Genomic DNA, 24,156 nt, shown 5'->3' on the forward strand with positions numbered 1-24,156 from the left:
TTAACCCTCCTGGTGAGCGGCAGGGGACTGGGTCATCAGGTTGCGCACCCGGGTCTGCATCACTTTTTCCAGCAGCGGCTGGCTCTTCAGCTGATCCGGCACATCCATCGAGATCGACTGTTGGCTCAGGTTGTCCAGTTCTTCCAGGAAGGCCTTGGTCGCCGGGTCGGTGGTGTCGAAATAGGCGCGCACCCAGGTGGAGACGGTTTCCAGCGACTGCTTGTAGGTCTCGTTCTGATGGCGCGGGATGGCCTGTGCGGCCACCAGCAGGCGCGAACGGATGTTCTCGCGCAGGTAGATGTCCTGGTTCGGCGCCAGCAGCGGTTCGGCGCTGGTGTCGCGGCGGCGGATGGTGATGAAGTCGGCCATGAAATTGCGCCAGCTCTTGGCCAGGTTCTGCCGCCATTCGCCGATCGAGCCGGAGAGCTCGCTGCTGTTTTGATCCATCGGCGCTTCGTCGGTGTCGTTGTCCGCCAGGCGCAGGTTATCCACCTGATTGGACAGCTGATTGACCTTGAGGATAATGCCGTCGTAATCGACCTGGGTCAGCGTGGAAAGCGTGCTGATGTCTTCGGTAATGGCGCGGCGCACGTCGAGCAGGCTCGGATCGTTCATGTCCGCCAGGCTGGCGTCGGCGCTTTTCAGCAGCGCGGCGGCGCTGGTCACGTCCTGATCGCTCCACAGCTTGCGGCCGGCCATTTTCACCAGGAAATCGGCCTGCGCCAGCAGCCAGGTTTTGGCGTCGCTGCCGGAGATGGTCGCCACTTTTTCCTGCAGCTCGCTCAGTTGGCGCGCCAGATTCGCCTGCTCGCGATCGGCGGCGTCCAGGGTTTTACCCTGCTGCTGCAGCAGGCCTTCCAGCGCATTTCTTTCCTGCTGTTGGCTCTGCTTTACGCCTTCAAGCTGCTGCTGCAGCGCCTGATTGGCGGCGATCAGCTGTTGCGCCTGCTTGTGCGTGTGGTAATAGCCGCCCGCGCCGAGGGCGATGACCAGCACGATAGCGATCGCGCCGAGCACCGGGCCGGTGTTCTTGCCTTTGCGGCTGGCAGCGGCTGGCTGCTGGGAGCTCTCAACCGCGGTGGTTGGCTCTTCAACCGGGGCGGATGGGGTATTTTGTTCCGTCATAGTGGCACATCCCATAGTCAGATTATTGTAGCGCGCGGATCAGCGCGTCATTATCGGCGTTGTCAGCTACCCGAATCGTACGCCAGCCCAAGTCCCGGGCGAGGGTAGCCAGGCGTTCGCTCACTACTACCAGGCGGCAACGCAGCAGCCATGAAGAACGATAGTAATCAGGAACTAAAGTATAGAGCTGTTGTAACATTTCACCGCTGGTCACCACCAGCGTATCCACACCGGCGCGCTGCCAGTGGGCGCTTTGCTCGCTGCCGTCATAGTGCACCGGGCTGCGTTGATAGCATTCATAATAGCTGACGTCGGCGCCGCGCTCGCTCAGCGTCGACCCCAACAGTTCGCGGCCGCCGTTGCCGCGCAAAATCAGCGCGCGTTTGCCCGCCAGCTTTTGCAGCGCCGGCAGCAGCAGCAGCGTTTCGCTGATCTCGCGTTCGCGCGGGTACTCCACCGGCAAACTGCTGATGCGGTGCAGCGCCAGGCCGGTGGTGCGGCCGATGGCGTAATAAGTCAGGTGCGCGGGCCAGCTCAGCCCGGCGCGGCCGATAACCGAATCGGCATAACTCACCGAATGCTGCGACAGCACGAACACCAGATCGCCGGCGCTAAGCTGCTGCAACGCCTGCGGCAGCTTCGGCAGATCGCCGCCGGGGGCGAAGTCGATCAGCGGTGCATGATAGGCAACCCGGCCGAGCGCGCGCAGCCGGCTCACCAGCAGCTCCCCCGAAGGCGATGGGCGGGTTACCAGAATGGTCATGCCGGCGGATTTCCCTGATAAACTTCGCGCAGGATCTCGCGCGCGCCGCGCGCCAGCAGCTCTTCCGCCAGCTCAACGCCCATCCGTTCGGCCTCGGCGGCCGGGCCGCGGCGCTCGCCGCGCACCATCTGGCTGCCGTCCGGCGCGCCGACCAGGGCGCGCAGCCACAGGCTGTCGCCATCCAGTTCGGCATAGCTGCCGATCGGTACCTGGCAGCCGCCTTCCAGGCGGGTGTTCATCGCCCGTTCGGCGCGCACGCGGGTTTCGGTGGCCGCATGGTTCAGCGGCGCCAGCAGCGCGCGGGTGACGCTGTCGTCGAGACGGCATTCAATGCCGACCGCACCCTGGCCGACCGCCGGCAGACACTCTTCGGCGCTCAGCGGGCTGCGGATGCGTTGCTCCAGACCTAAACGCTTCAGGCCGGCCACCGCCAGGATAATCGCGTCGTAGTCGCCGTTGTCCAGCTTGGCCAGGCGAGTGCCGACGTTGCCGCGCAGGTCGCGCACGATCAGATCCGGGCGGCGTTCACGCAGCTGGCACTGGCGGCGTAGGCTGGAGGTGCCGACCACGCTGCCCTGCGGCAGCTGATCGAGCGAGGCGAAACGATTGGAAACAAAAGCGTCGCGCGGATCTTCGCGTTCGCAAATGGTGGTCAAACCGAGCCCGGCAGGGAAATCGACCGGCACGTCTTTCATCGAATGCACGGCGATGTCGGCGCGGCCTTCCAGCAGCGACAGCTCGAGTTCTTTAACAAACAGGCCTTTACCGCCGACTTTCGCCAACGGCGTATCCAGAATAACGTCGCCGCGGGTGACCATCGGCACCAACTCGACCTGCAGGCCGGGATGGCAGGCCATCAGACGTTGCTGCACATAATGTGCTTGCCAAAGAGCAAGCGGGCTTTGTCGGGTGGCAATTCGAATAATTTTGTCTAACATGCTTGTTACCGTTTTTATATTTCGCCATCCATCCTACCACTGAGAGCCAATACTGTCAGTGCAAGAAGCCGGAGGCGGAAAAAGGACAACGGAATCAAAGGGACGTGTGATGTGCTTTGGGGCAGTTAACACTGCGGGTAAATCGTTTAGGGAAGCGCTACAATAATTGTGAAGCGTTACCTCCTTTACGGTCAATCAGCAAGGTGTTAAATTGATCACGTTTCCAGCAATAAGTCGCCAAATATTCTTCTTACACTAACGGCGCTTATGGAATACGGGTTTTTTTCTAAACACCGGGATAATCAGGCGAGACGTCTTGTACCTCTACATCGAGACATTGAAGCAGAGACTGGATGCGATCAATCAGCTACGCGTCGATCGCGCCCTGGCGGCTATGAAGCCCGCGTTTCAACGGGTATACAGTCTGCTGCCCACCTTACTGCACCACCACCACCCGCTGATGCCGGGTTACCTGAACGGTAACGTTCCCCACGGCATTTGCCTCTACACGCCTGATGAAACTCAACAAGATTACCTGAACGATTTAGAAGACAAATGGGGCAGCCCGTTTGACAAACCGGCCAGCGGCGAGCTGCCGATCACCGGCGTCTATTCGATGGGCAGCACCTCGTCTATCGGCCAAAGCTGCAGCTCGGATCTCGATATCTGGGTCTGCCACCAGTCCTGGCTGGACAACGAAGAACGCACCCGCCTGCAGCAAAAATGCAGCCTGCTTGAGAAGTGGGCCGCCTCGATGGGGGTGGAAGTCAGCTTCTTCCTGATCGACGAAAACCGTTTCCGCCATAATGAAAGCGGCAGCCTGGGCGGCGAAGACTGCGGCTCGACGCAGCACATCCTGTTGCTGGACGAGTTCTACCGCACCGCGGTGCGCCTGGCCGGCAAACGCATCCTGTGGAACATGGTGCCGGGCGAAGAAGAAGCGCACTACGATGAATACGTGCTGTCGCTGTACGCGCAGGGCGCGCTGACGCCGAACGAGTGGCTGGATCTCGGCGGCCTGAGTTCGCTGTCGGCGGAAGAGTACTTCGGCGCCAGCCTGTGGCAGCTGTACAAGAGCATCGATTCGCCTTACAAGGCGGTGCTGAAGACCCTGCTGCTGGAAGCCTATTCCTGGGAATACCCCAATACCCAGCTGCTGGCGACGGACATCAAACATCGCCTGCACCAGGGCGAGATCGTCAGCTTCGGGCTCGACGCCTACTGCATGATGCTCGAGCGCGTGACCCGCTATCTGACCGACATCAACGACACCACCCGCCTCGATCTGGCCCGCCGCTGTTTCTACCTGAAAGTGTGTGAAAAGCTGTCGCTGGCCAAGGCCTGCGTCGGCTGGCGGCGCGAGATCCTCAGCCAACTGGTCAGCGAGTGGGGCTGGAGCGACGAGCGTCTGGCGATGCTGGACAACCGCGCCAACTGGAAGATCGAGCGGGTGCGCGAAGCGCATAACGAGTTGCTCGATGCGATGATGCAGAGCTACCGCAACCTGATCCGTTTCGCCCGCCGCAATAACCTCAGCGTCAGCGCCAGCCCGCAGGATATCGGCGTGCTGACCCGCAAACTGTATGCGGCGTTCGAAGCGCTGCCCGGCAAGGTGACGCTGGTGAACCCGCAGATTTCGCCGGACCTGTCGGAAAACGATTTAACCTTTATTCATGTGCCGGTTGGCCGCGCCAACCGCACCGGCTGGTACCTGTACAATCAGGCGCCGGCCATGGATTCGATCGTCAGCCATCAGCCACTGGAATATAACCGCTACCTGAACAAGCTGGTGGCCTGGGCCTATTTCAACGGCCTGCTGACGCCGCAGACCCGCCTGCACATCAAGAGCGGCAACCTGTGCGATACCGCCAAGCTGCAGGAGCTGGTGGCCGACGTTTCCCATCACTTCCCGCTGCGCCTGCCGGCGCCGACGCCGAAAGCGCTGTACAGCCCGTGCGAGATTCGCCATCTGGCGATCATCGTCAATCTGGAAAACGATCCGACCGCCGCGTTCCGCAATCAGGTGGTGCACTTCGATTTCCGCAAACTGGACGTGTTCAGCTTCGGCCAGCAGCAGCAGTGTCTGGTGGGCAGCATCGATCTGCTGTACCGCAACTCCTGGAACGAGGTGCGCACTCTGCATTTCAGCGGCGAGCAGTCGGTGCTGGAAGCGCTGAAAACCATTCTCGGCAAAATGCATCAGGACGCCGCACCGCCGGAGTCGGTGGAAGTGTTCTGCTACAGCCAGCACCTGCGCGGCCTGATCCGCACCCGCATTCAGCAGTTGGTATCGGAATGCATCGAGCTGCGCCTGTCCAGCACCCGGCTGGAACCCGGCCGCTTCAAGGCGGTGCGCGTCGCCGGGCAGACCTGGGGGCTGTTCTTCGAGCGCCTGAGCGTGTCGGTGCAAAAACTGGAGAATGCGGTGGAGTTTTACGGTGCCATCTCCAACAACAAGCTGCACGGCCTGTCTATCAAGGTGGAAACCGATCAGGTGCATCTGCCGCCGGTGGTGGATGGCTTCGCCAGCGAAGGGATCATCCAGTTCTTCTTCGAAGACACCTCGGATGACAAGGGTTTCAACATCTATATTCTGGACGAGTCGAATCGGGTGGAGGTGTATCACCACTGCGAGGGCAGTAAAGAAGAGCTGGTGCGCGACGTCAGCCGCTTCTACTCTTCATCGCACGATCGTTTCACCTACGGCTCCAGCTTCATCAACTTTAACCTGCCGCAGTTCTATCAAATCGTGCAGCTCGACGGGCGCACGCAGGTGATCCCGTTCCGCAGCAACGTGCTGTCCAGCCTGTGCGTGACGGTGGCCGACGGCGCCGCTCAGCCGCTGAAGCAGCAGTTCCAGCTGCATTGACGCCGCAAGGGCTCGGTGGCCGAGCCCCGCATTGCCTCAGGAAAAACGCAGTTCCTCACCGGCCTGCGCGCTGGCCGCTTCGCTGAGCAGTTGGTAAAACGGCTGCCCGCTGCGATCGCATAACCAGACGCCGTCGCGGTAGTTGAAGTGGTAACCGCCGGCCTTGGTGGCGAGCCACACCTGGTGCAGCGGCTCCTGGCGGTTGATGACAATTTTGGTGCCGTTTTCGAAGCTCAGCGTCATCACGCCGCCATTGGTTTCGTAATCGATGTCCGCATCGCCGTCAAAATCGTCCAGTGTCTCTTCAATATTCAGCATCAGCTGGTCGGCCAACTGGTGAAACTCGCTGTCGTTCATATTCAATTCCTATTGCTTTTCATGATCCACCTGCGATTATAGAGACCTTGGACGCATGAATTACAGGCATTAATGCAAATGAAAAAACAACTACGCTATGCGCTGATGGCAGTTCTGGTTACCGGCCTCGCCGGCTGTGGTCTGAAAGGCCCGCTTTACTTCCCGCCTGCCGACCCCGCCAGCCAAAAACCGGCCAAGCCGCCGGTGCAAACGGGCGATCAGGTGCAAAAGAACCAGCAGGAGCAGTCTGGCTCTCAGCAAAAACCGTCGATGGTTGACCAGTAACACCCTGTTTGCGGTGGCGAGCGCCGCCGTAAAATCAAGACGGATAGCGCGTCCAGATAGCGGAGTATGATATGCAGTTCTCCAAAATGCACGGTCTGGGCAACGACTTTATGGTGGTCGATGCCGTTACACAGAATGTCTATTTTTCACCTGAGCTGATCCGCCGGCTGGCCGATCGGCACCTGGGCGTCGGCTTTGACCAGATGCTGGTGGTAGAACCGCCTTACGATCCCGAACTGGATTTTCACTACCGAATTTTTAACGCCGACGGCAGCGAAGTGGCGCAGTGCGGCAACGGCGCGCGTTGCTTCGCGCGCTTCGTACGGCTGAAAGGGCTGACCAACAAACGCGACATCCGCGTCAGCACCCAAACCGGGCGCATGGTACTCAGCGTCACCGACGACGATCTGGTGTGCGTCAACATGGGTGAGCCGAATTTCGACCCGCAGGCGGTGCCGTTCCGCGCCGCCAAGGCTGAAAAGACCTACATCATGCGCGCGGCGGAACATACCGTGTTGTGCGGCGTGGTGTCGATGGGCAACCCGCATTGTGTTTTGCAGGTGGACGACGTAAACACCGCCAAGGTGGAGCTGCTCGGGCCGGTGCTGGAAGGGCATGAACGCTTCCCGGAACGGGCCAACATCGGCTTTATGCAGGTGGTCAGCCGCGATCATATCAAGCTGCGCGTTTATGAGCGCGGCGCCGGTGAAACGCAGGCCTGCGGCAGCGGCGCCTGTGCGGCGGTGGCGGTGGGGATCCAACAGGAATTGCTGTCAGAAGAAGTGCATGTAGAGCTGCCGGGCGGCAGCCTGCATATTCGCTGGAAGGGGCCGGGCAACCCGCTGTTTATGACCGGTCCGGCAACCCATGTCTATGACGGATTTATTCATCTATGAAAAGCGTAGAAGAACAGAGCGTCGCCGGCCTGGCGCTGGATGACGACACCGTGATGCAGTATCTGCTGCAGAACCCGGATTTCTTTATTCGCAACGCGCGCCAGGTTGAGCAGATGCGTGTGCCTCACCCGGTGCGCGGCACCGTTTCGCTGGTGGAATGGCATCTGGCCCGCCAGCGCAATCATATCGAACGGCTGGAAGAAGAGATCACGCTGCTGATGGAGCAGGCCAGCGCCAACGAAGGGTTGTTCGCCAGGCTGCTGCACCTGCAGGCCGATCTGGCCACCGCCGACAGCTTGCAGGACATGCTCAACCGGCTGCAGCGCTGGGCGCGCGGCTTCGGTTTGGCCGGCGCCACGGTGCGTCTGTTCGCCGAGCGCTGGAATATCGGCGCGCCTTCCGATTTCACCCATCTGGCGCTGACGCGTTCGGCGTTCGAGCCGTTCCGCATCCAGCGGCTGGGCAGCGAACAACACTACCTCGGCGGCCTGAACGGCCCCGAACTGCTGCTGCTGTTGCCGCAGGCCAAACAGATCGGCCAGATTGGTTCGGTAGCGCTGTCGATGCTGGGCGACGATGGCGAGCTGGGCATGGTGATCTTCAGCAGCCGCGATACGCAACATTATCAGCAGGGCATGGGCACGGTAATGCTCAATCAACTGGCGCGCATGCTGCCGGAACTGCTGGAACGCTGGATCGAACGCGCATGACGCCGATTGCGCCCAGCCTGCAGCAGCCGGTGGACGCTTTTCTGCGTTATCTCAAGGTAGAACGGCAACTCAGCCCGCTGACGCAGCTCAGCTATTCGCGCCAGCTGGCGGCGCTGATGCGCCTGGCGCAGGAGATCGGCGTCACCGACTGGGCGGCGCTGGACGCCGCCCGGGTGCGCATGCTGGCGGCGCGCAGCAAACGCGCCGGCCTGCAGTCCGCCAGCCTGGCGCTGCGGCTCTCTTCGTTGCGCAGTTTCCTCGACTGGCTGGTCAGCCAGGGCGTGCTGCACGCCAACCCGGCCAAAGGCATCCGCACGCCGCGCAGCGGTCGCCATCTGCCGAAAAATATCGACGTCGATGAAATGAACCAACTGCTGGAGATCGATCTCAACGATCCGCTGGCGGTGCGCGATCGCGCCATGCTGGAGGTGATGTACGGCGCCGGCCTGCGTCTTTCCGAGCTGGTGGGGCTGGATTGCCGCCATGTCGATATGGCGGCCGGCGAGGTGTGGGTGATGGGGAAAGGCAGCAAAGAGCGTAAACTGCCGATCGGACGCACCGCCGTCACCTGGCTGGAACACTGGCTGGCGATGCGCGATCTGTTTGGGCCGCAGGATGATGCGATGTTTCTGTCCAATCAGGGGCGACGCATCTCGACGCGCAACGTGCAAAAGCGCTTCGCCGAATGGGGCGTGAAACAGGGCGTCAACAGCCACATTCACCCGCACAAACTGCGTCACTCCTTTGCTACCCACATGCTGGAGTCCAGCGGCGACCTGCGCGCGGTGCAGGAACTGCTCGGCCACGCCAACCTGACCACCACGCAAATTTATACCCACCTCGACTTTCAACATCTGGCGAACGTGTACGATGCCGCGCATCCGCGCGCCAAACGGGGGAAATCCTGATGCATTTTTATCGCCCGCTGCGCCCGCTGGCGGCGCTGACTTTCGATCTGGACGACACGCTGTATGACAACCGTCCGGTGATCCGGCAAACCGAGCAGCAGTCGGTGGCCTTCCTGCAGAGCTACCATCCCGGCCTGAACAGCTTCCAGTCGGCGGATTTCCACCGTCTGCGCCAGGAGCTGCGTGAGCAGGATCCGGAGATCTACCACGACGTCACCCAGTGGCGCTGGCGCGCCATTCATCTGGCGCTGAGCCGGCAGGGGCTGCGCGACGCCGAAGCCGCGATCGGAGCCGATGCGGCGATGCAAAACTTCGCGCTGTGGCGCAGCCGCATCGAAGTGCCGGAAGCGACCCACGCCACGCTGAAGGCGCTGGCCGCGCGCTACCCGCTGGTGGCGATCACCAACGGCAACGCCGATCCGGCGCAGTGCGGCCTGGACGGTTACTTCCAGTTCGTGTTGCGATCCGGGCCGGACGGGCGCGCCAAGCCGTATCAGGACATGTATCACCTGGCCGTCGAACGGCTGGGCGTGGCGCCCGGGCAGATCCTGCACGTGGGCGACGATCTGACTACCGACGTCGCCGGCGCGCTGCGCGCGGGGCTGCAGGCCTGTTGGATCAACGATCGGCAACGCTGCCTGATGCAGGCCGCCGACAGCCGCCTGCTGCCGCATATTGAGATTTCGCAGTTGGCATCGCTGACAGCATTGTTATAATCCCTGCCAGAACTCTGTATAAATTTCCAGTGAAAAACCCGTCACCGGCGGGTTTTCCCTTAACCATTAGTGGTGCCTATGGACGTCTCCGATCTGCTCGACAGCCTGAATGAAAAACAACGTGAAGCCGTGGCGGCGCCGCGCAGCAACCTGTTGGTTCTGGCCGGAGCGGGCAGCGGCAAGACGCGGGTGCTGGTGCATCGCATCGCCTGGCTGCTGTCGGTGGAGAACTGCTCGCCGTATTCGATCATGGCGGTGACCTTCACCAACAAGGCGGCGGCGGAAATGCGTCACCGAATCGAACATCTGATCGGCACCAGCCAGGGCGGCATGTGGATCGGCACCTTCCACGGCCTGGCGCATCGTCTGTTGCGCGCCCATCACCTGGAGGCCAACCTGCCGCAGGATTTCCAGATCCTCGACAGCGACGACCAGCTGCGGCTGCTCAAGCGCATCATCAAGGCGCTGAACGTCGACGAGAAGCAGTGGCCGCCGCGTCAGGCGATGTGGTACATCAACGGCAAGAAAGACGAGGGCCTGCGCCCGCAGCACGTCGAAACCTACAACAACCCGGTGGAGGCCACCTGGCTGCGCATTTACCAGGCCTATCAGGAAGCCTGCGATCGCGCGGGGCTGGTGGATTTCGCCGAGCTGCTGCTGCGCGCGCACGAGCTGTGGCTGAACAAGCCGCATATCCTCAATCACTACCGCGAGCGTTTCACCAACGTGCTGGTGGATGAATTCCAGGATACCAACAGCATCCAGTACGCCTGGATCCGCCTGCTGGCGGGCGGCAACAGCAGCGTGATGATCGTCGGCGACGATGACCAGTCAATCTACGGTTGGCGCGGCGCGCAGGTGGAAAACATCCAGCGTTTCCTGAAGGATTTCCCCGGCGCGGAAACCATCCGTCTGGAGCAGAACTACCGTTCCACCAGCAACATTCTGAAAGCGGCCAACACCCTGATCGCCAACAACGACGGGCGCATGGGCAAAAACCTGTGGACCGAAGGCGGTGAAGGCGAGCCGATATCCCTCTACTGCGCCTTCAACGAACTCGACGAAGCGCGCTTCGTGGTCAACCGCATCAAGACCTGGCAAGACAACGGCGGCGCGCTGAACGACTGCGCCATCCTGTACCGCAGCAACGCCCAGTCGCGGGTGCTGGAAGAGGCGCTGTTGCAGACGGCGATGCCGTACCGCATCTACGGCGGCCAGCGCTTCTTCGAACGCCAGGAAATCAAGGATGCGCTGGCTTACCTGCGCCTCATTTCCAACCGCAACGACGACGCAGCCTTCGAGCGCGTGGTCAATACCCCGACGCGCGGCATCGGCGATCGCACCCTCGACGTGGTGCGCCAGGCGGCGCGCGATCGCCAGCTGACGCTGTGGCAGGCGACGCGCGAGCTGATGCAGGACAAGGTGTTGGCCGGCCGCGCCGCGTCGGCGCTGCAGCGTTTCATCGAACTGGTGGAATCGCTGGCGCATGAAACCGCCGACATGCCGCTGCATGTGCAGACCGACCGGGTGATCCGCGACTCCGGGCTGTTCATCATGTATGAACAGGAGAAGGGCGAGAAGGGGCAGGCGCGTATCGAAAACCTCGAGGAACTGGTGACGGCGACGCGCCAGTTCAGCTATCAGGACGAAGATCAGGATCTGATGCCGCTGCAGGCGTTCCTGTCGCATGCGGCGCTGGAAGCGGGCGAAGGCCAGGCCGACGCCTATCAGGACGCGGTGCAGCTGATGACTCTGCACTCGGCCAAGGGGCTGGAGTTCCCGCTGGTGTTTATCGTCGGCATGGAAGAGGGCATGTTCCCGAGCCAGATGTCGCTGGATGAAGGCGGCCGTCTGGAGGAGGAGCGCCGTCTGGCCTATGTGGGCGTAACGCGCGCCATGCAGAAGCTGACGCTGACCTATGCCGAAACGCGCCGTCTGTACGGCAAAGAGGTTTACCATCGGCCGTCGCGCTTTATCGGCGAACTGCCGGAGGAGTGCGTGGAAGAAGTGCGCCTGCGTGCCAGTGTATCGCGCCCGGTCAATCACCGCCGCATGGGCACGCCGATCAGCGAGAACGATACCGGCTATAAGCTGGGCCAGCGCGTGCGCCATCCCAAGTTTGGCGAAGGCACCATCGTCAATCTGGAGGGCAGCGGCGAGCACAGCCGGCTGCAGATCGCCTTCCCGGGTGAAGGCATCAAATGGCTGGTGGCGGCCTACGCGCGTTTGGAAACGGTCTAACGAGAGAGGCGTTGCAGGGGCAAGCCCCTGCAATCGTTCATCATCAGTGAGGGTAGCGGTCGCCGACCTGTGCGGTGGCGTACCAGCGCATCACTGCTTCGGTACCTTCGCCGCCTTCCTGCGGCGCCCACGGCATGCAGTCTTCTTCGGTCAGCGCCTGATACGGTCCCTGCTTCACTTCGAACACCACGCCGCCGGCATCGACCGACAGCACCGCATGCCAGGTAAAGGCCGGCATCTCCAGCACTTTGGTTTCTTCGCCGAGCAGGGTGCGCTGCGTCACGACGCCGTCATCGTTGAACTGTAACACGACGAAACGGCCGCGCAGCGGCGTCAGCAGCTCCCAGGTTTGCGGGTGGCGGTGCGGGCGGATATAGGTGCCGGGTTCCATGGCGATCGCCAGGCGTTGCACCGGGTCGCTCAGCTCTTCGTGTAAGGTGCGGTGCGCGCGCAGGCGGGCCACGCTGGCGGCCTGTTCGCTCATCGCGGTCAGTTCATGGGCGGTAATCTGTTTCATCGTTTAAATCCGCATGCTTGTCGTACCATTAGGGTGATGTCATCTTAGCAACATTCTGGGAGGTGGTAAGCGATCGCCGCGACTTTTTCAGTACGGTTTAAGCGCCATTTCTGCCATTGATCATCGTGATGATTTGTTGCGCAATTATCCCGCCTAACGTGTTGACAGGCTTTTTCTTCTCGGCGTAACATGCGCGCACTATTATCATTGAGGACAGACGCCTTGGACACACCCAGTAGATACTGGCTCACTGACCTGCGCCGCAGGTATAACTTCTAAGGCTCTCCGTTTTTGCTGATAGCCTTCGTGGTTGTCGGCGACCCCGCAAAGCGTCGCTATGAGTCAGATCTCTTCATGGTCTGAAACAAATCGGTGATACGCATCCCCTCTGTTTCTGTGCTTCAACGCGTTGTCCGCACCCGTTACCTTCACGGAGTTTTGGCACATGCTGAGCGCTTTTAAATTAGATAACCGCCGCTTGTCCCGTCTGGAACTGGACGACTCGGATGATCTCACGTCATCGCTGTGGGTTGATCTGGTCGAGCCGGAAGAGGGCGAGCGTGAGCGCGTGCAGAATGAGCTGGGACAAAGCCTGGCGACGCGTCCCGAACTGGACGACATCGAAGCCTCCGCCCGTTTCTTCGAAGACGAAGACGGTCTGCATATCCACTCCTTCTTCTACTTTGAAGATGCGGAAGATCACGCCGGCAACTCCACGGTGGCCTTCACCATCCGCGACGGTCGCCTGTATACCCTGCGTGAGCGTGAACTGCCGGCGTTTCGCCTGTACCGCATGCGCGCCCGCAACCAGACCATGCTCGAAGGCAACGCCTACGAACTGCTGCTGGATTTGTTCGAAACCAAGATTGAACAGCTGGCGGATGAGATAGAGAACATCTACAGCGATCTGGAACAGCTTAGCCGGGTGATCATGGAAGGGCATCAGGGCGACGAATACGACGCCGCGCTGTCGACGCTGGCGGAGCTGGAAGATATCGGCTGGAAGGTGCGTTTGTGTCTGATGGATACCCAGCGCGCGCTCAACTTCCTGGTGCGCAAGGCGCGTTTGCCGACCGGCCAGCTGGAGCAGGCGCGTGAAGTGCTGCGCGATATCGAATCCCTGCTGCCGCACAACGAATCGCTGTTCCAGAAGGTGAACTTCCTGATGCAGGCGGCGATGGGCTTCATCAACATCGAACAAAACCGCATCATCAAGATCTTCTCGGTGGTGTCGGTGGTGTTCCTGCCGCCTACGCTGGTGGCCTCCAGCTACGGCATGAACTTTGAATTCATGCCGGAACTGAAATGGTCGTTCGGCTACCCGGGCGCCATCACCTTGATGATCCTGGCGGGCCTGGCCCCTTACCTGTACTTCAAGCGCAAGAACTGGCTGTAACTCGGCGGCGCCGGGCTCAGCGCAGCTTGCGCTGGGTATAGAGCGCGTCGAGGGTGAACAGGATCAGCGCCGCCCAGATAAAGCCGAAGGTCACCAGCTTGTCCTGGCCGACGGTCTCGCCGTAGAAGGTGACCGCCAGCAGGAACATCAGCGTCGGGCCGAGATACTGGAAGAAACCGAGCGTCGACAGGCGCAGCCGGGTAGCCGCCGCGGTGAAGCACAGCAGCGGCACGGTGGTGACGATACCGGCGGCGACCAGCAGCAGATTCAGCGACCACGGGTTGGCGCTCAGGTGGCTGGTGGGGCTGTCGGCGAACAGGAACAGGTAGCCCGCCGCCACCGGCAGCAGCCACAGCGTTTCAATCAGCATGCCGGTCTGCGCGTCGATGGCGATTTTCTTGCGCAGCAGGCCGTAGAAGGCGAAGCTGAACGCCAGGCCCAGACCGATGATCGGCAATGAGCCGAACTGCCAGAGCTGCACCAGCACCCCGGTGAACGCCAGCGCCACCGCCACCCACTGCATGCGGCGGAAACGTTCGCCGAGAAACAGCATCCCCAACAGCACGTTAACCAGCGGGTTGATGAAGTAGCCCAGGCTGGCTTCCAGCATATGGTGATTGTTCACCGCCCAGATGAACAGCAGCCAGTTGCCGCCGATCAACAGCGCGGTGACCGCCAGCAACAGCAGCCGTTTGCGGTTTTGGCAGGCGGCGCGCACTTTCGGCCAGTTGCGGCCCAGCGTGATCAGCGCCAGCATGAAGAAAAACGACCAGATGATCCGGTGGGTGAGGATCTCGTCCGCGGATACTTGCTGGATCAGTTTGAAATAGGCCGGGGCGATGCCCCACATAAAATAGGCGGCCAGGGCGAAGAAAATGCCCTGACGCGTTTGCTTTGCGTCCATGACGTCACTCTGGTGGGGAACGTAAGATGCGGTGAGTGTACTGAAGTCGCTCACCGCACACAATCATCAGCCGACCAGATAGGTGGCGGTAGCGGTGGCGATATGCAGGCCGTCGTGGTTATGCAGTTCTACGCGCGCGACGGCGACTTTGTTGCCGCTGCGCAGCACGCTGGCGGAGGCGACGAAGTGTTCGCCGCGGCCGGGGCGCAGATAGTCGACGCGCAGATCGATGGTGCCCATGCGCGACAGTTTGGCGGCGATCTCCTCTTCGATCAGCGGTTCCATGCGCGTCAGCACGCCGCCGGCGCAGGCCAGCCCGGCGGCGACGTCGAGCACCGCGGCGATCACGCCGCCATGCAGAATTTCCTGCGCGGCGTTGCCCACCAGCTTGCGCTGGTTGGTGAAGCTCAGCTCGACGTAGTCATCGTCGAAGCGGCGCAGCTCCAGGCCAAGCTCGCGGTTGAACGGCATGTGGTAGACAAAGATTTCGCCGATCTTGCGGCGGGCGGCTTCCAGGGTCAGAGCAGTGGTCGACATAGCGGGGTTCCGTTTTTCTTTTGCGTTTTAAGGGAGCTAACTGGTCAGTCCAGGTTAATGGAATGTTGATTTTATGCTTAACCTTTGTTGCTTTCCAGACTATTCCAATAAAACCGGACCGCGCTGCGGTAAATCCTCCTTTGTGTGTAAAATGGCCTGATTTTTTCCGGGCTTGCCCTTTTTCGTTGGAGTAAGGAGAGGTTATGCGCATTTTGTCAGGGATCGTTTCCGCCACGCTGCTGATGCCGGCGCTGGCATTGGCTGAGGAAGCCAAAGAGCAGCAGATTCACGATAAGCCGGCGGTGCGCGGCAGCATTATCGCCAACCTGCTGCAGGAGCACGATAATCCATTCACGCTGTATCCTTACGATCCCAATTACCTGCTGTACACCGACACCAGCGATATCAACAAAGAAGCCATCAAGACGTACAACTGGGCCGACAAGGCGCGCAAGGACGAGGTGAAATACCAGCTTAGCCTGGCGTTTCCGCTGTGGCGGGGCATTGCCGGTGACAACTCGGTGCTCGGCGCGTCTTATACTCAGCGCTCCTGGTGGCAATTGTCCAACCGCGGCGAGTCTTCGCCGTTCCGCGAGACCAACTACGAGCCGCAGCTGTTCGTGGGGTGGGCGACCGATTACCGCTTTGCCGGCTGGACGCTGCGCGATGTGGAAATCGGCGTTAACCATCAGTCTAACGGCCGCTCGGATCCGACGTCGCGCAGCTGGAATCGCGGCTATGCGCGGCTGATGGCGCAAAATGGCAACTGGCAGGTGGATCTCAAGCCCTGGTTCCGCTTCTCGGAGAGCTCGAGCAACGACGACAACCCGGACATCACCAAATACATGGGATACTACCGGTTGAAGGTCGGTTACGCCTGGGGCGACAGTGTGTTCAGCGTCGACAGCCACTACAACTGGAACAGCGGCTACGGCGGCGCGGAACTGGGCTGGAGTTACCCAATCACCCGCAACGTGCGTTTCTATACCCAGGTGTTCAGCGGCTACGGCGAATCGCTGATCGACTACAACTTCCGGCAGACACGGGTGGGCGTTGGTGTCATGCTGAACGATATTATGTAATCATACCCGATGGGTGTGTACCGATGAAAAAATGGGGAAGTGTGTGTCAACCGCAGCAGTGATTAACAGAGAGTTGCTGGCCGAGCAGGTATTGCGCGATACCTTTGGCTACCAGCAATTCCGCCCGGGCCAACAAACGATTATCAACGCCGCGATCGGCGGGCAGGATTGCCTGGTGGTGATGCCGACCGGCGGCGGCAAGTCGCTGTGTTACCAAATCCCGGCGCTGGTGATGGACGGCCTGACGCTGGTCGTTTCCCCGTTGATCTCGCTGATGAAGGACCAGGTCGACCAACTGTTGGCCTACGGCGTTTCCGCCGCCTGCTACAACTCGACGCAAACCCGCGAGGAGCAGCTGGACGTTATGGCCGGCTGCCGCAACGGTACCATCAAGATGCTGTACATCGCGCCGGAGCGGCTGATGATGGAAAGCTTCCTCAGCCTGCTCGATCACTGTCCGCCGGCGATGCTGGCGGTGGATGAGGCGCACTGTATTTCGCAGTGGGGCCATGACTTCCGGCCGGAATATCGCGCGCTGGGTCAGCTGAAACAGCGCTTCCCGTCGATGCCGGTGATCGCGCTGACCGCCACCGCCGACGAGGCCACCCGCGGCGATATCGTGCGCCTGCTGTCGCTGCAGGACCCGCTGGTGCAGGTCAGCAGCTTCGACCGGCCGAACATCCGCTACACGCTGGTGGAAAAATTCAAACCGCTCGATCAGCTGTGGCGCTTCGTGCAGGATCAGCGCGGCAAGAGCGGCATTATCTATTGCAACAGCCGCGCCAAGGTGGAAGACACCGCCGCGCGCCTGCAAAGCCGCGGGCTGAGCGTCGGCGCTTATCACGCCGGGCTGGACAACGATCGCCGCGCCCAGGTGCAGGAAGCGTTCCAGCGTGACGATCTGCAGGTGGTGGTGGCCACCGTCGCCTTCGGCATGGGCATCAACAAACCCAACGTGCGTTTCGTGGTGCATTTCGACATCCCGCGCAATATCGAATCCTATTATCAGGAGACCGGCCGCGCCGGGCGCGACGGCCTGCCGGCCGAAGCCATCCTGCTGTACGATCCGGCCGATATGGCCTGGCTGCGCCGCTGCCTGGAGGAGAAAACCGCCGGGCAACAGCTGGACATCGAGCGCCACAAGCTGAATGCCATGGGGGCGTTCGCCGAGGCGCAAACCTGCCGCCGCCTGGTGCTGCTCAACTACTTTGGCGAAGGCAAGCACGAGAACTGCGGCAACTGCGATATCTGCCTCGATCCGCCCAAGCGTTACGACGGGTTGGAGGACGCGCGCAAGGCGCTGTCCTGCGTGTATCGCGTCGGCCAGCGCTTTGGCCTCGGGTACATCGTGGAAGTGCTGCGCGGCTCCAACAACCAGCGTATCCGCGAATATGGCCACGACAAGCTGCCGGTGTACGGCATCGGCCGCGATCAGACCACCGAACACTGGACCAGCGTGCTGCGTCAGCTGATCCACCTGGGTTTTATCACCCAGAACATCGCCATGCACTCGGCGCTGCAATTGACCGAGGCGGCGCGCCCGGTGTTGCGCGGCGAGGTGGCGCTGCAGCTGGCGGTGCCGCGCATTCAGAGCCTGAAGTCGCGCAGCAGCGCCAACCAGAAATCCTACGGCGGCAATTACGATCGCAAGCTGTTCGCCAAGCTGCGCAAACTGCGCAAGTCGATCGCCGACGAAGAAAACATTCCTCCCTACGTGGTGTTCAACGACGCCACGCTGCTGGAAATGGCCGAACAGATGCCGATCAAGGCCGGCGATCTGCTGAGCGTCAACGGCGTCGGCCAGCGCAAACTGGAGCGTTTCGGCGCGCCCTTTATGGCGATGATCCGCGACCATCTCGACAATGACGAAGACTGAGGGCGATAAATCATGCTAATGCTGTTTCTCACCGTGGCGCTGGTGCATCTGATTGCGCTGATGAGCCCGGGGCCGGACTTCTTTTTTGTGTCGCAAACCGCCGCCAGCCGTTCGCGCCGCGAGGCGATGATGGGCGTGGTCGGCATTTCGCTCGGCATCGTGGTGTGGGCCGGCGTGGCGTTGATGGGGCTGCACCTGATCCTGCAGAAGATGGCCTGGCTGCATCAGATCATCATGGTCGGCGGCGGGATGTACCTGTGCTGGATGGGGTGGCAACTGCTGCGTTCCGCGCGGGCGCAGCCGGCAGCGGAGGCCCAGGTGGCGTTGCCCAAGGCCGGGCGCAGCTTTATTCGCGGCTTCCTGACCAATCTGTCCAACCCGAAAGCGGTGATCTATTTCGGCAGCGTGTTCTCGCTGTTCGTCGGCGACAGCGTCGGCGCCGGAGCGCGCTGGGGGCTGTTCTTGCTGATCGTCGCCGAGACCTTTGTCTGGTTCAGCCTGGTGGCGGTGGTGTTCGCGCTGCCGGCGATGCGCCGCGGTTATCAGCGGTTGGCCAAGTGGACCGACGGGGTGGCGGGCGTGCTGTTCACCGGCTTCGGGTTACACCTGATCTTTACCCGCTGATCGGCGGTGACATGCCCAAGGCCGAGCAGCGATGCCCGGCCTTTTTTGTCAGGCTTTGCGGGCAGTCGCCAGCAGCCCCGCCACCAGAATGAACAGCGAACCGAACAGTCGGTTGAGCAACTGCATCTGGCGCGGCGTTCTCAGCCAGCCGGCGATGCGCGTCGCCAAAGTGGCGTAACCGATCATCACCAGAATATCCACCACCACGGTGGTGACGCCGAGCACCAGATACTGCTCGGCCTGCGGCTGATTGGGCAAGATGAACTGCGGGAACAGCGCGGCGAGAAACACGATGCTTTTCGGGTTGGTCAGGTTGACCAGCACCGCGCGGCGGAACAGACGGCGGCGCGGCATGCTGCCCGCCAGCGCATGCAGATCCAGCGCGCCGGCGGCGCGCCACTGCTGGATGCCGAGCCACACCAGGTAGGCGGCGCCCAACCATTTCAACAGTTCGAACGCCAGCAGCGATTGCGATATCAGCGCGCCGAGACCGATGCCCACCAGCACGATGTGCGCGCTCAGCCCGACCTGCAGCCCGGCTATCGAGGCGGCGGCGCCGCGATAGCCGTGGCTGATGCCGGTGCTCATGGTATTGATGGCGCCTGAGCCGGGGGAAAGGCTCAGGATAAGCGTGGTCAGCAGATAGGTTAACCACCAGTCCAAGGTCATGGTGCTTCGGCTCCCTGAAAGTGTCGTTTTGTGCCACAATGCGCCGAGGCGGCGCCGTTTTTGTCAGAATTGAATCACAATACGCTAGTATGATTTCTTGTGCCAGCGGTCACATTTTCCGCCGGCCCCAAGGGAAAACGCTCTCGATGACCTCGTTCACTCTCAGCTCCGATGACTGGTTAACGCGTGAAACGCAGTTCGCTGCCTTCGCCACCGGGCCGCTGTTGGATTTCTGGCGGCAGCGCGAAGAAGGCGAATTCAGCGGCGTGGACGGCGTGCCGATCCGCTTTGTGCGCTTCAGTTCTGCGCGGCATCAGCGAGTGGTGGTGGTCAGCCCCGGCCGCATCGAAAGCTACGTGAAATACCCCGAGGTGGCCTACGATCTGTTCCACTGCGGCTACGACGTGGTGATCGTTGATCATCGCGGCCAGGGGCGCTCCGGGCGTTTACTGGCGGATACGCACCGCGGTCATGTGGTAAACTTCGCCGACTACGTGGATGATTTCGAACAGCTGTGGCTGCGCGAGGTCGAATCGCACGGTTATCGGCAGCGCTTCGCGCTGGCGCATTCGATGGGCGGCGCGATCCTGGCGCAGTTCCTGCAGCGCCGGCCGCAGGCGTTCGACGCGGCGGCGTTTTGCGCGCCGATGTTCGGCATCCGGTTGCCGATGCCGGGTTGGCTGGCCGATCGCATTCTCGACTGGGCGGAGACCCGCCCGGCGATCCGCGACTATTACGCGGTGGGCACCGGCCAGTGGCGTCCGTTGCCCTATGTGGTCAACGTGTTGACCCATAGCCGCGAGCGTTACCGGCGCAGCCTGCGTTATTATGCCGATTACCCCGAGCTGCAGGTGGGCGGGCCGACCTACCATTGGGTGCGGGAGAGCATCCGCGCCGGCCGGCAGATTATCGCGCAGGCCGGGAAGATCACCACGCCGCTGTTGCTTTTGCAGGCCGGTGAAGAACGGGTAGTCGACAACCGTTCGCACCAGGCTTTTTGTCAGGCTCTGTCAGACGCGGGGCGCCCTTGCGAAGGGGGGCTCCCGTGGGTTATCAACGGCGCACGCCATGAGATCCTGTTCGAGCGGGACGCGCTGCGCGCCGAAGCACTGAACGCAATTCTGCGCTTCTTTGCTCAACACTTAGGCGGCGCGCTGCCGCCGACAACTCCATCAGAGGTTAGAACATAACGCTATGTATCACGTCGTCGCTTCCGATTTAGATGGCACGCTGCTGTCTCCCGACCATACCCTGTCGCCGTACGCTAAAGAAACGCTGAAGTTGCTGACTCAGCGCGGCGTGCATTTCGTGTTCGCCACCGGCCGCCACCATATCGACGTGGCGCAGATCCGCGACAGCCTGGAGATCAGCGCCTTTATGATCACCTCCAACGGCGCACGGGTGCACAACACCGCCGGCGAATTGATTTTCAGCCACAACCTGGACGGAGATATCGCCCGCGATCTGTACGGCATGCTGCACGACGATCCGGATATCACCACCAACGTCTACCGTAACGACGATTGGTTTACCAACCGCGAAAGCCCGGAGCAGGAAGAGTTCTTCCAGGAGTCGGTGTTCAAATATCAGCTGTTTGAGCCGGGCCTGCTGGAAACCGACGGCGTCTGCAAGGTTTACTTCACCTGTGAAGATCACGAGCGGTTGCTGCAGGTGGAAGACGCCATCAACGCGCGCTGGGGCGATCGGGTCAACGTCAGCTTCTCGTTCCCGACCTGCCTGGAAGTGATGGCGGGCGGCGTGTCGAAAGGGCATGCGCTGGAAGAAGTGGCCAAGATCATCGGCTATACGCTGCAAGAGTGCATCGCCTTCGGCGACGGCATGAACGATCTGGAGATGTTGTCGATGGCCGGCAAGGGCTGCATCATGCGCGACGCGCATCAGCGCCTGAAGGACATGCTGCCGGAGCTGGAAGTGATCGGCTCCAACGTCGATAACGCGGTGCCGCACTACCTGCGCAAGATGTTCCTCTGAAATAACCATTAAATAATAAGGGCGCCTCGCGGCGCCCTTGGCATTACTTGTGCTGGCCCTGCTTCTGCAGGAACTGCACGCCCTTGTCCGGGAAGTCGGTGAACACGCCGTCGACGCCGGCCTGGTTGTAAATCACGTCATACAGCTGGTTCACGTCGGTCACGTACTTCGGCAGCGCATCGGCGCGGATGGTGAACGGATGCACCGCCAGCTTGCTGGCGTGCGCTTCTTTCACCATGTCGGTCAGCACGATGTGGCCCGGCTTGGATTTTTCCGCCACCACCAGCATGTGGTAGTCCGGCCCGATGCCGTCGGCATACTGAGCGATTTTCTTCATCGCGCCCGGTTTGAACATCCAGTCGTAGTCGTATTCCACCCACTTGCCATCGGCTTTCTGCTCGTAGGTTTCCTGCCAGTCGTTGTAGGCGATCAGCTGCACCAGCTTCAGATCCATGCCCAGCTTCGGCTCCAGCTCGTTCTTGATGCGCTTGAGCTCGTTGGCGTCGAAGCACTGCAGGTAGACGTTGTCGTTTTTGCCGGTGTAGCCGTACTGCTTGAGCACCGCCAGCACTTTACTGGAGATGTCTTTGCCTTCCTGTTTGTGGAACCACGGCGCCTTGATTTCAGGGTAGATGCCGATGTTCTTGCCGGTCGAATGGTTCAGACCCTGCACGAACTCGATCTCTTCCTGGAAGGTGTGCACGCGGAAGTCGGATTTGCCCATCGGGAAGCGGCCAGGGTAGCCCTGCACCTTCTTGCCGTTTTCGATTTCAAAGCCTTCGGTGAACTTCAGCGATTTGATCTCCGCCAGCGTAAAGTCGATGGCGTAATAACGGCCGTCTTTACGCGCGCGGTCCGGGAAGCGTTCGGCGACGTCGGTGACGCGATCGAGGTAATGGTCGTGCAGCACCACCAGCTCGTTGTCCTTGGTCATCACCAGATCTTGTTCGAGATAATCGGCGCCCTGCGCGTAGGCCATCGCCTTCGCCGGCAGGGTGTGTTCCGGCAGGTAGCCGCTGGCGCCGCGGTGGGCGATGACCACTTTGTCCGCCGCCTGCGCGGCGCTGACCATCGAGGTGGCGAGAATGATCCCTGTCAGCAGGGCTTTGACTTGAGTCCGCATTCCGTTTTCTCCGTGTTGTTGGGGGCAGGGTAGTAAAAAGGCCGCAGGGCGGCCTTTAAATCATGCAAAAGTCGTGTGACGCTTAACCGCGCTTGGCGGCGATTTCCGCGTGGTGTTTCTTCTCGTTCAGCATGGTCAGCAGCAGCAGGATGACCGCTGCGATGCTGCCGCCGATCATCACCATGAAGCCGCCGTCCCAACCGAAGAAGTCCACGGTGTAACCGACGATGGCGCTGGCCGCGACCGAGCCGCCCAGGTAGCCGAACAGGCCGGTGAAGCCCGCGGCGGTGCCGGCGGCTTTCTTCGGCGCCAGCTCCAGCGCGTGCAGGCCGATCAGCATCACCGGGCCGTAGATCAGGAAGCCGATGACCAGCATACAGATCATGTCCACGGTCGGGTTGCCGGCCGGGTTCATCCAGAACACCACGGTGGCGATGGTCACCAGCGTCATGAAGAACACGCCGGTGGCGCCGCGGTTACCTTTGAACACTTTGTCCGACATCCAGCCGCACAGCAGAGTGCCCGGGATACCGGCGTATTCATACAGGAAGTAGGCCCAGGAAGACTTGTCCAGCGCGAAGTGCTTCACTTCTTTCAGGTAGGTCGGCGACCAGTCCAGAATGCCGTAACGCAGCAGGTAGACGAACACGTTGGCGACCGCGATGTACCACAGCAGCTTGTTCGGCAGGATGTACTGCATGAAGATCTGCTTGGCGGTCAGCTCTTCTTCGTCTTTTTCGCTGTAGTCGTCCGGATAGTCGTTTTTGTACTCTTCAATCGGCGGCAGGCCGCAGGATTGCGGGGTGTCGCGCATCAGGGCGAAGGCGATCAGGGCCACCAGGATGGCGCCGAAGGCCGGCATGTACAGCGCCGCGTGCCAGTCGTTGAACCAGGCCATACCCAGCAGGAACAGCAGCGGCGGCAGGCCGCCACCCACGTTGTGGGCGCAGTTCCAGATGGAAACGATGCCGCCGCGTTCTTTCTGCGACCACCAGTGCACCATGGTACGGCCGCACGGCGGCCAACCCATGCCCTGGAACCAGCCGCACAGGAACAGCAGAACGAACATCACCGCGATGCTGGAGGTGGCCCACGGCACGAAGCCCATGAACAACATCACCGCCGCCGCCAGGATCAGGCCGGCAGGCAGGAACACTCGCGGGTTGGAACGGTCGGAGACCGAACCCATGATGAATTTGGAGAAGCCGTAGGCGATGGAGATGCCCGACAGCGCGAAGCCGAGGTCGCCGCGGCTGAAGCCTTGTTCGATCAGGTAAGGCATGGCCAGGGTGAAGTTCTTACGCACCAGATAGTAAGCGGCGTAACCGAAGAAGATCCCCAGGAAAATTTGCCAGCGCAGCTTACGGTAGAGCGGGTCTACCTTATCGCTCGGCACACGGGCGATGTGTGCGGCCGGCTTAAAAATACTCAACATGAGCGCCTCCGATGGCTTTATCTGTTATCACATCAATATGACCTTTTACGTTCATTTGATGATTGAGCGGATATCGAATGTGGTGTTTTTGTGTTCCATAACGAGCGCCATTGTCGACAAATACGCCTGGTGTCGCTGTGACGAATGGCGCAATTGTTACACTTTCATGAAACCACGGCGGATTTTGAGCGAT

General features: G+C 61.1%; 23 protein-coding genes. 13 read left to right on the forward strand and 10 right to left on the reverse strand.

Going from position 1 to position 24,156, the window contains the following annotated elements; genetic code table 11:
• The 3 genes from hemX to hemC are packed head-to-tail and all read right to left on the reverse strand — an operon-like array spanning position 1 to position 2,826.
• Complete coding sequence (gene hemX / locus L085_RS05340) at positions 1-1,125, reverse strand: uroporphyrinogen-III C-methyltransferase (RefSeq protein ID WP_015376260.1); 1,125 nt, start codon at positions 1,123-1,125, stop codon at positions 1-3.
• Between the two features lie 22 nt (positions 1,126-1,147).
• Positions 1,148-1,888 carry a uroporphyrinogen-III synthase gene (gene hemD, locus L085_RS05345; RefSeq protein ID WP_015376261.1) on the reverse strand — a complete coding sequence of 247 codons (741 nt, stop codon included), beginning with the start codon at positions 1,886-1,888 and terminating at the stop codon, positions 1,148-1,150.
• Positions 1,885-2,826, reverse strand: a complete 942-nt coding sequence (gene hemC, locus L085_RS05350) for a hydroxymethylbilane synthase (protein ID WP_044030253.1) — start codon at positions 2,824-2,826, stop codon at positions 1,885-1,887. Before hemC ends, hemD begins: the two co-directional genes overlap by 4 nt.
• Positions 2,827-3,142: 316 nt before the next feature.
• On the opposite strand from hemC, the gene L085_RS05355 reads away from it, so the two are divergent.
• Complete coding sequence (locus tag L085_RS05355; protein WP_015376262.1) at positions 3,143-5,695, forward strand: class I adenylate cyclase; 2,553 nt, start codon at positions 3,143-3,145, stop codon at positions 5,693-5,695.
• Between the two features lie 36 nt (positions 5,696-5,731).
• Here L085_RS05355 and cyaY read toward each other — a convergent pair whose 3' ends face one another.
• Entirely contained in the window at positions 5,732-6,052 is a 321-nt protein-coding gene (gene cyaY / locus L085_RS05360; protein ID WP_015376263.1) for an iron donor protein CyaY, read from the reverse strand.
• Between the two features lie 78 nt (positions 6,053-6,130).
• Between cyaY and L085_RS05365 the strand changes: the two genes are divergently transcribed.
• The 6 genes from L085_RS05365 (at position 6,131) to uvrD (ending at position 11,808) form a co-directional block, all read left to right on the forward strand.
• Positions 6,131-6,337, forward strand: coding sequence for a lipoprotein (locus L085_RS05365; protein WP_004934241.1), 207 nt, complete (start codon positions 6,131-6,133; stop codon positions 6,335-6,337).
• Positions 6,338-6,408: 71 nt separating this feature from the next.
• On the forward strand, positions 6,409-7,233 hold the full coding sequence (gene dapF, locus L085_RS05370; protein WP_015376265.1) for a diaminopimelate epimerase: 825 nt from the start codon (positions 6,409-6,411) through the stop codon (positions 7,231-7,233).
• Positions 7,230-7,943, forward strand: coding sequence for a DUF484 domain-containing protein (locus L085_RS05375; RefSeq protein WP_004934247.1), 714 nt, complete (start codon positions 7,230-7,232; stop codon positions 7,941-7,943). The genes dapF and L085_RS05375 overlap by 4 nt, the downstream gene beginning before the upstream one ends.
• On the forward strand, positions 7,940-8,851 hold the full coding sequence (gene xerC, locus L085_RS05380) for a tyrosine recombinase XerC (RefSeq protein WP_021504817.1): 912 nt from the start codon (positions 7,940-7,942) through the stop codon (positions 8,849-8,851). The genes L085_RS05375 and xerC overlap by 4 nt, the downstream gene beginning before the upstream one ends.
• Entirely contained in the window at positions 8,851-9,567 is a 717-nt protein-coding gene (gene yigB, locus L085_RS05385; RefSeq protein WP_015376267.1) for a 5-amino-6-(5-phospho-D-ribitylamino)uracil phosphatase YigB, read from the forward strand. Before xerC ends, yigB begins: the two co-directional genes overlap by 1 nt.
• Positions 9,568-9,645: 78 nt before the next feature.
• The gene (gene uvrD / locus L085_RS05390; RefSeq protein ID WP_015376268.1) at positions 9,646-11,808 is read left to right on the forward strand and encodes a DNA helicase II; all 2,163 of its coding nucleotides are present in this window, start codon (positions 9,646-9,648) and stop codon (positions 11,806-11,808) included.
• Positions 11,809-11,851: 43 nt separating this feature from the next.
• Here uvrD and L085_RS05395 read toward each other — a convergent pair whose 3' ends face one another.
• Positions 11,852-12,325 (reverse strand): WbuC family cupin fold metalloprotein, encoded by a 474-nt coding sequence (locus L085_RS05395; RefSeq protein WP_004934257.1) that lies wholly within the window; start codon positions 12,323-12,325, stop codon positions 11,852-11,854.
• A 445-nt stretch (positions 12,326-12,770) separates the two neighbouring features.
• Between L085_RS05395 and corA the strand changes: the two genes are divergently transcribed.
• A complete protein-coding gene (corA, locus tag L085_RS05400) occupies positions 12,771-13,721 on the forward strand; it encodes a magnesium/cobalt transporter CorA (RefSeq protein WP_004934262.1) in 951 nt (316 codons plus the stop codon).
• Between the two features lie 16 nt (positions 13,722-13,737).
• Here corA and rarD read toward each other — a convergent pair whose 3' ends face one another.
• Complete coding sequence (gene rarD / locus L085_RS05405; RefSeq protein ID WP_004934265.1) at positions 13,738-14,625, reverse strand: EamA family transporter RarD; 888 nt, start codon at positions 14,623-14,625, stop codon at positions 13,738-13,740.
• Between the two features lie 66 nt (positions 14,626-14,691).
• A complete protein-coding gene (locus tag L085_RS05410; protein WP_004934267.1) occupies positions 14,692-15,162 on the reverse strand; it encodes a thioesterase family protein in 471 nt (156 codons plus the stop codon).
• Positions 15,163-15,365: 203 nt separating this feature from the next.
• Here L085_RS05410 and pldA point away from each other — a divergent pair, with 203 nt between their 5' ends.
• Genes pldA through rhtC form a run of 3 tightly spaced genes read left to right on the forward strand, consistent with a single transcriptional unit; the run spans position 15,366 to position 18,744 of the window.
• On the forward strand, positions 15,366-16,244 hold the full coding sequence (gene pldA, locus L085_RS05415; RefSeq protein ID WP_004934270.1) for a phospholipase A: 879 nt from the start codon (positions 15,366-15,368) through the stop codon (positions 16,242-16,244).
• A gap of 43 nt (positions 16,245-16,287) precedes the next feature.
• The gene (gene recQ / locus L085_RS05420) at positions 16,288-18,120 is read left to right on the forward strand and encodes an ATP-dependent DNA helicase RecQ (protein ID WP_044030255.1); all 1,833 of its coding nucleotides are present in this window, start codon (positions 16,288-16,290) and stop codon (positions 18,118-18,120) included.
• 12 nt (positions 18,121-18,132) lie between these two features.
• Complete coding sequence (rhtC, locus tag L085_RS05425) at positions 18,133-18,744, forward strand: threonine export protein RhtC (protein ID WP_044030257.1); 612 nt, start codon at positions 18,133-18,135, stop codon at positions 18,742-18,744.
• A gap of 48 nt (positions 18,745-18,792) precedes the next feature.
• Here the strand turns inward: rhtC and rhtB are convergent, their stop codons facing one another.
• Entirely contained in the window at positions 18,793-19,413 is a 621-nt protein-coding gene (rhtB, locus tag L085_RS05430; protein WP_004934282.1) for a homoserine/homoserine lactone efflux protein, read from the reverse strand.
• Positions 19,414-19,559: 146 nt separating this feature from the next.
• Here rhtB and pldB point away from each other — a divergent pair, with 146 nt between their 5' ends.
• Entirely contained in the window at positions 19,560-20,603 is a 1,044-nt protein-coding gene (gene pldB, locus L085_RS05435; protein WP_015376271.1) for a lysophospholipase L2, read from the forward strand.
• 4 nt (positions 20,604-20,607) lie between these two features.
• Complete coding sequence (yigL, locus tag L085_RS05440; protein WP_004934290.1) at positions 20,608-21,405, forward strand: sugar/pyridoxal phosphate phosphatase YigL; 798 nt, start codon at positions 20,608-20,610, stop codon at positions 21,403-21,405.
• 43 nt (positions 21,406-21,448) lie between these two features.
• Here the strand turns inward: yigL and glpQ are convergent, their stop codons facing one another.
• Both glpQ and glpT read right to left on the reverse strand, forming a co-directional pair.
• Positions 21,449-22,528, reverse strand: a complete 1,080-nt coding sequence (gene glpQ / locus L085_RS05445; protein ID WP_004934292.1) for a glycerophosphodiester phosphodiesterase — start codon at positions 22,526-22,528, stop codon at positions 21,449-21,451.
• Positions 22,529-22,610: 82 nt separating this feature from the next.
• Entirely contained in the window at positions 22,611-23,963 is a 1,353-nt protein-coding gene (gene glpT, locus L085_RS05450; protein WP_015376273.1) for a glycerol-3-phosphate transporter, read from the reverse strand.
• Positions 23,964-24,156: the final 193 nt, after the last annotated feature.

This window comes from Serratia sp. FS14 (assembly GCF_000695995.1).
GTDB classification, from domain to species: domain Bacteria; phylum Pseudomonadota; class Gammaproteobacteria; order Enterobacterales; family Enterobacteriaceae; genus Serratia; species Serratia nematodiphila.

Coding starts and splice junctions, on each gene's coding strand:
- hemX (WP_015376260.1), bottom strand. CDS start 1,125: ATGACGGAACAAAATACCCCATCCGCCCCGGTTGAAGAGCCAACCACC.
- hemD (WP_015376261.1), bottom strand. CDS start 1,888: ATGACCATTCTGGTAACCCGCCCATCGCCTTCGGGGGAGCTGCTGGTG.
- hemC (WP_044030253.1), bottom strand. CDS start 2,826: ATGTTAGACAAAATTATTCGAATTGCCACCCGACAAAGCCCGCTTGCT.
- cyaY (WP_015376263.1), bottom strand. CDS start 6,052: ATGAACGACAGCGAGTTTCACCAGTTGGCCGACCAGCTGATGCTGAAT.
- L085_RS05365 (WP_004934241.1), top strand. CDS start 6,131: ATGAAAAAACAACTACGCTATGCGCTGATGGCAGTTCTGGTTACCGGC.
- dapF (WP_015376265.1), top strand. CDS start 6,409: ATGCAGTTCTCCAAAATGCACGGTCTGGGCAACGACTTTATGGTGGTC.
- L085_RS05375 (WP_004934247.1), top strand. CDS start 7,230: ATGAAAAGCGTAGAAGAACAGAGCGTCGCCGGCCTGGCGCTGGATGAC.
- xerC (WP_021504817.1), top strand. CDS start 7,940: ATGACGCCGATTGCGCCCAGCCTGCAGCAGCCGGTGGACGCTTTTCTG.
- yigB (WP_015376267.1), top strand. CDS start 8,851: ATGCATTTTTATCGCCCGCTGCGCCCGCTGGCGGCGCTGACTTTCGAT.
- uvrD (WP_015376268.1), top strand. CDS start 9,646: ATGGACGTCTCCGATCTGCTCGACAGCCTGAATGAAAAACAACGTGAA.
- L085_RS05395 (WP_004934257.1), bottom strand. CDS start 12,325: ATGAAACAGATTACCGCCCATGAACTGACCGCGATGAGCGAACAGGCC.
- corA (WP_004934262.1), top strand. CDS start 12,771: ATGCTGAGCGCTTTTAAATTAGATAACCGCCGCTTGTCCCGTCTGGAA.
- rarD (WP_004934265.1), bottom strand. CDS start 14,625: ATGGACGCAAAGCAAACGCGTCAGGGCATTTTCTTCGCCCTGGCCGCC.
- L085_RS05410 (WP_004934267.1), bottom strand. CDS start 15,162: ATGTCGACCACTGCTCTGACCCTGGAAGCCGCCCGCCGCAAGATCGGC.
- pldA (WP_004934270.1), top strand. CDS start 15,366: ATGCGCATTTTGTCAGGGATCGTTTCCGCCACGCTGCTGATGCCGGCG.
- rhtC (WP_044030257.1), top strand. CDS start 18,133: ATGCTAATGCTGTTTCTCACCGTGGCGCTGGTGCATCTGATTGCGCTG.
- rhtB (WP_004934282.1), bottom strand. CDS start 19,413: ATGACCTTGGACTGGTGGTTAACCTATCTGCTGACCACGCTTATCCTG.
- pldB (WP_015376271.1), top strand. CDS start 19,560: ATGACCTCGTTCACTCTCAGCTCCGATGACTGGTTAACGCGTGAAACG.
- yigL (WP_004934290.1), top strand. CDS start 20,608: ATGTATCACGTCGTCGCTTCCGATTTAGATGGCACGCTGCTGTCTCCC.
- glpQ (WP_004934292.1), bottom strand. CDS start 22,528: ATGCGGACTCAAGTCAAAGCCCTGCTGACAGGGATCATTCTCGCCACC.
- glpT (WP_015376273.1), bottom strand. CDS start 23,963: ATGTTGAGTATTTTTAAGCCGGCCGCACACATCGCCCGTGTGCCGAGC.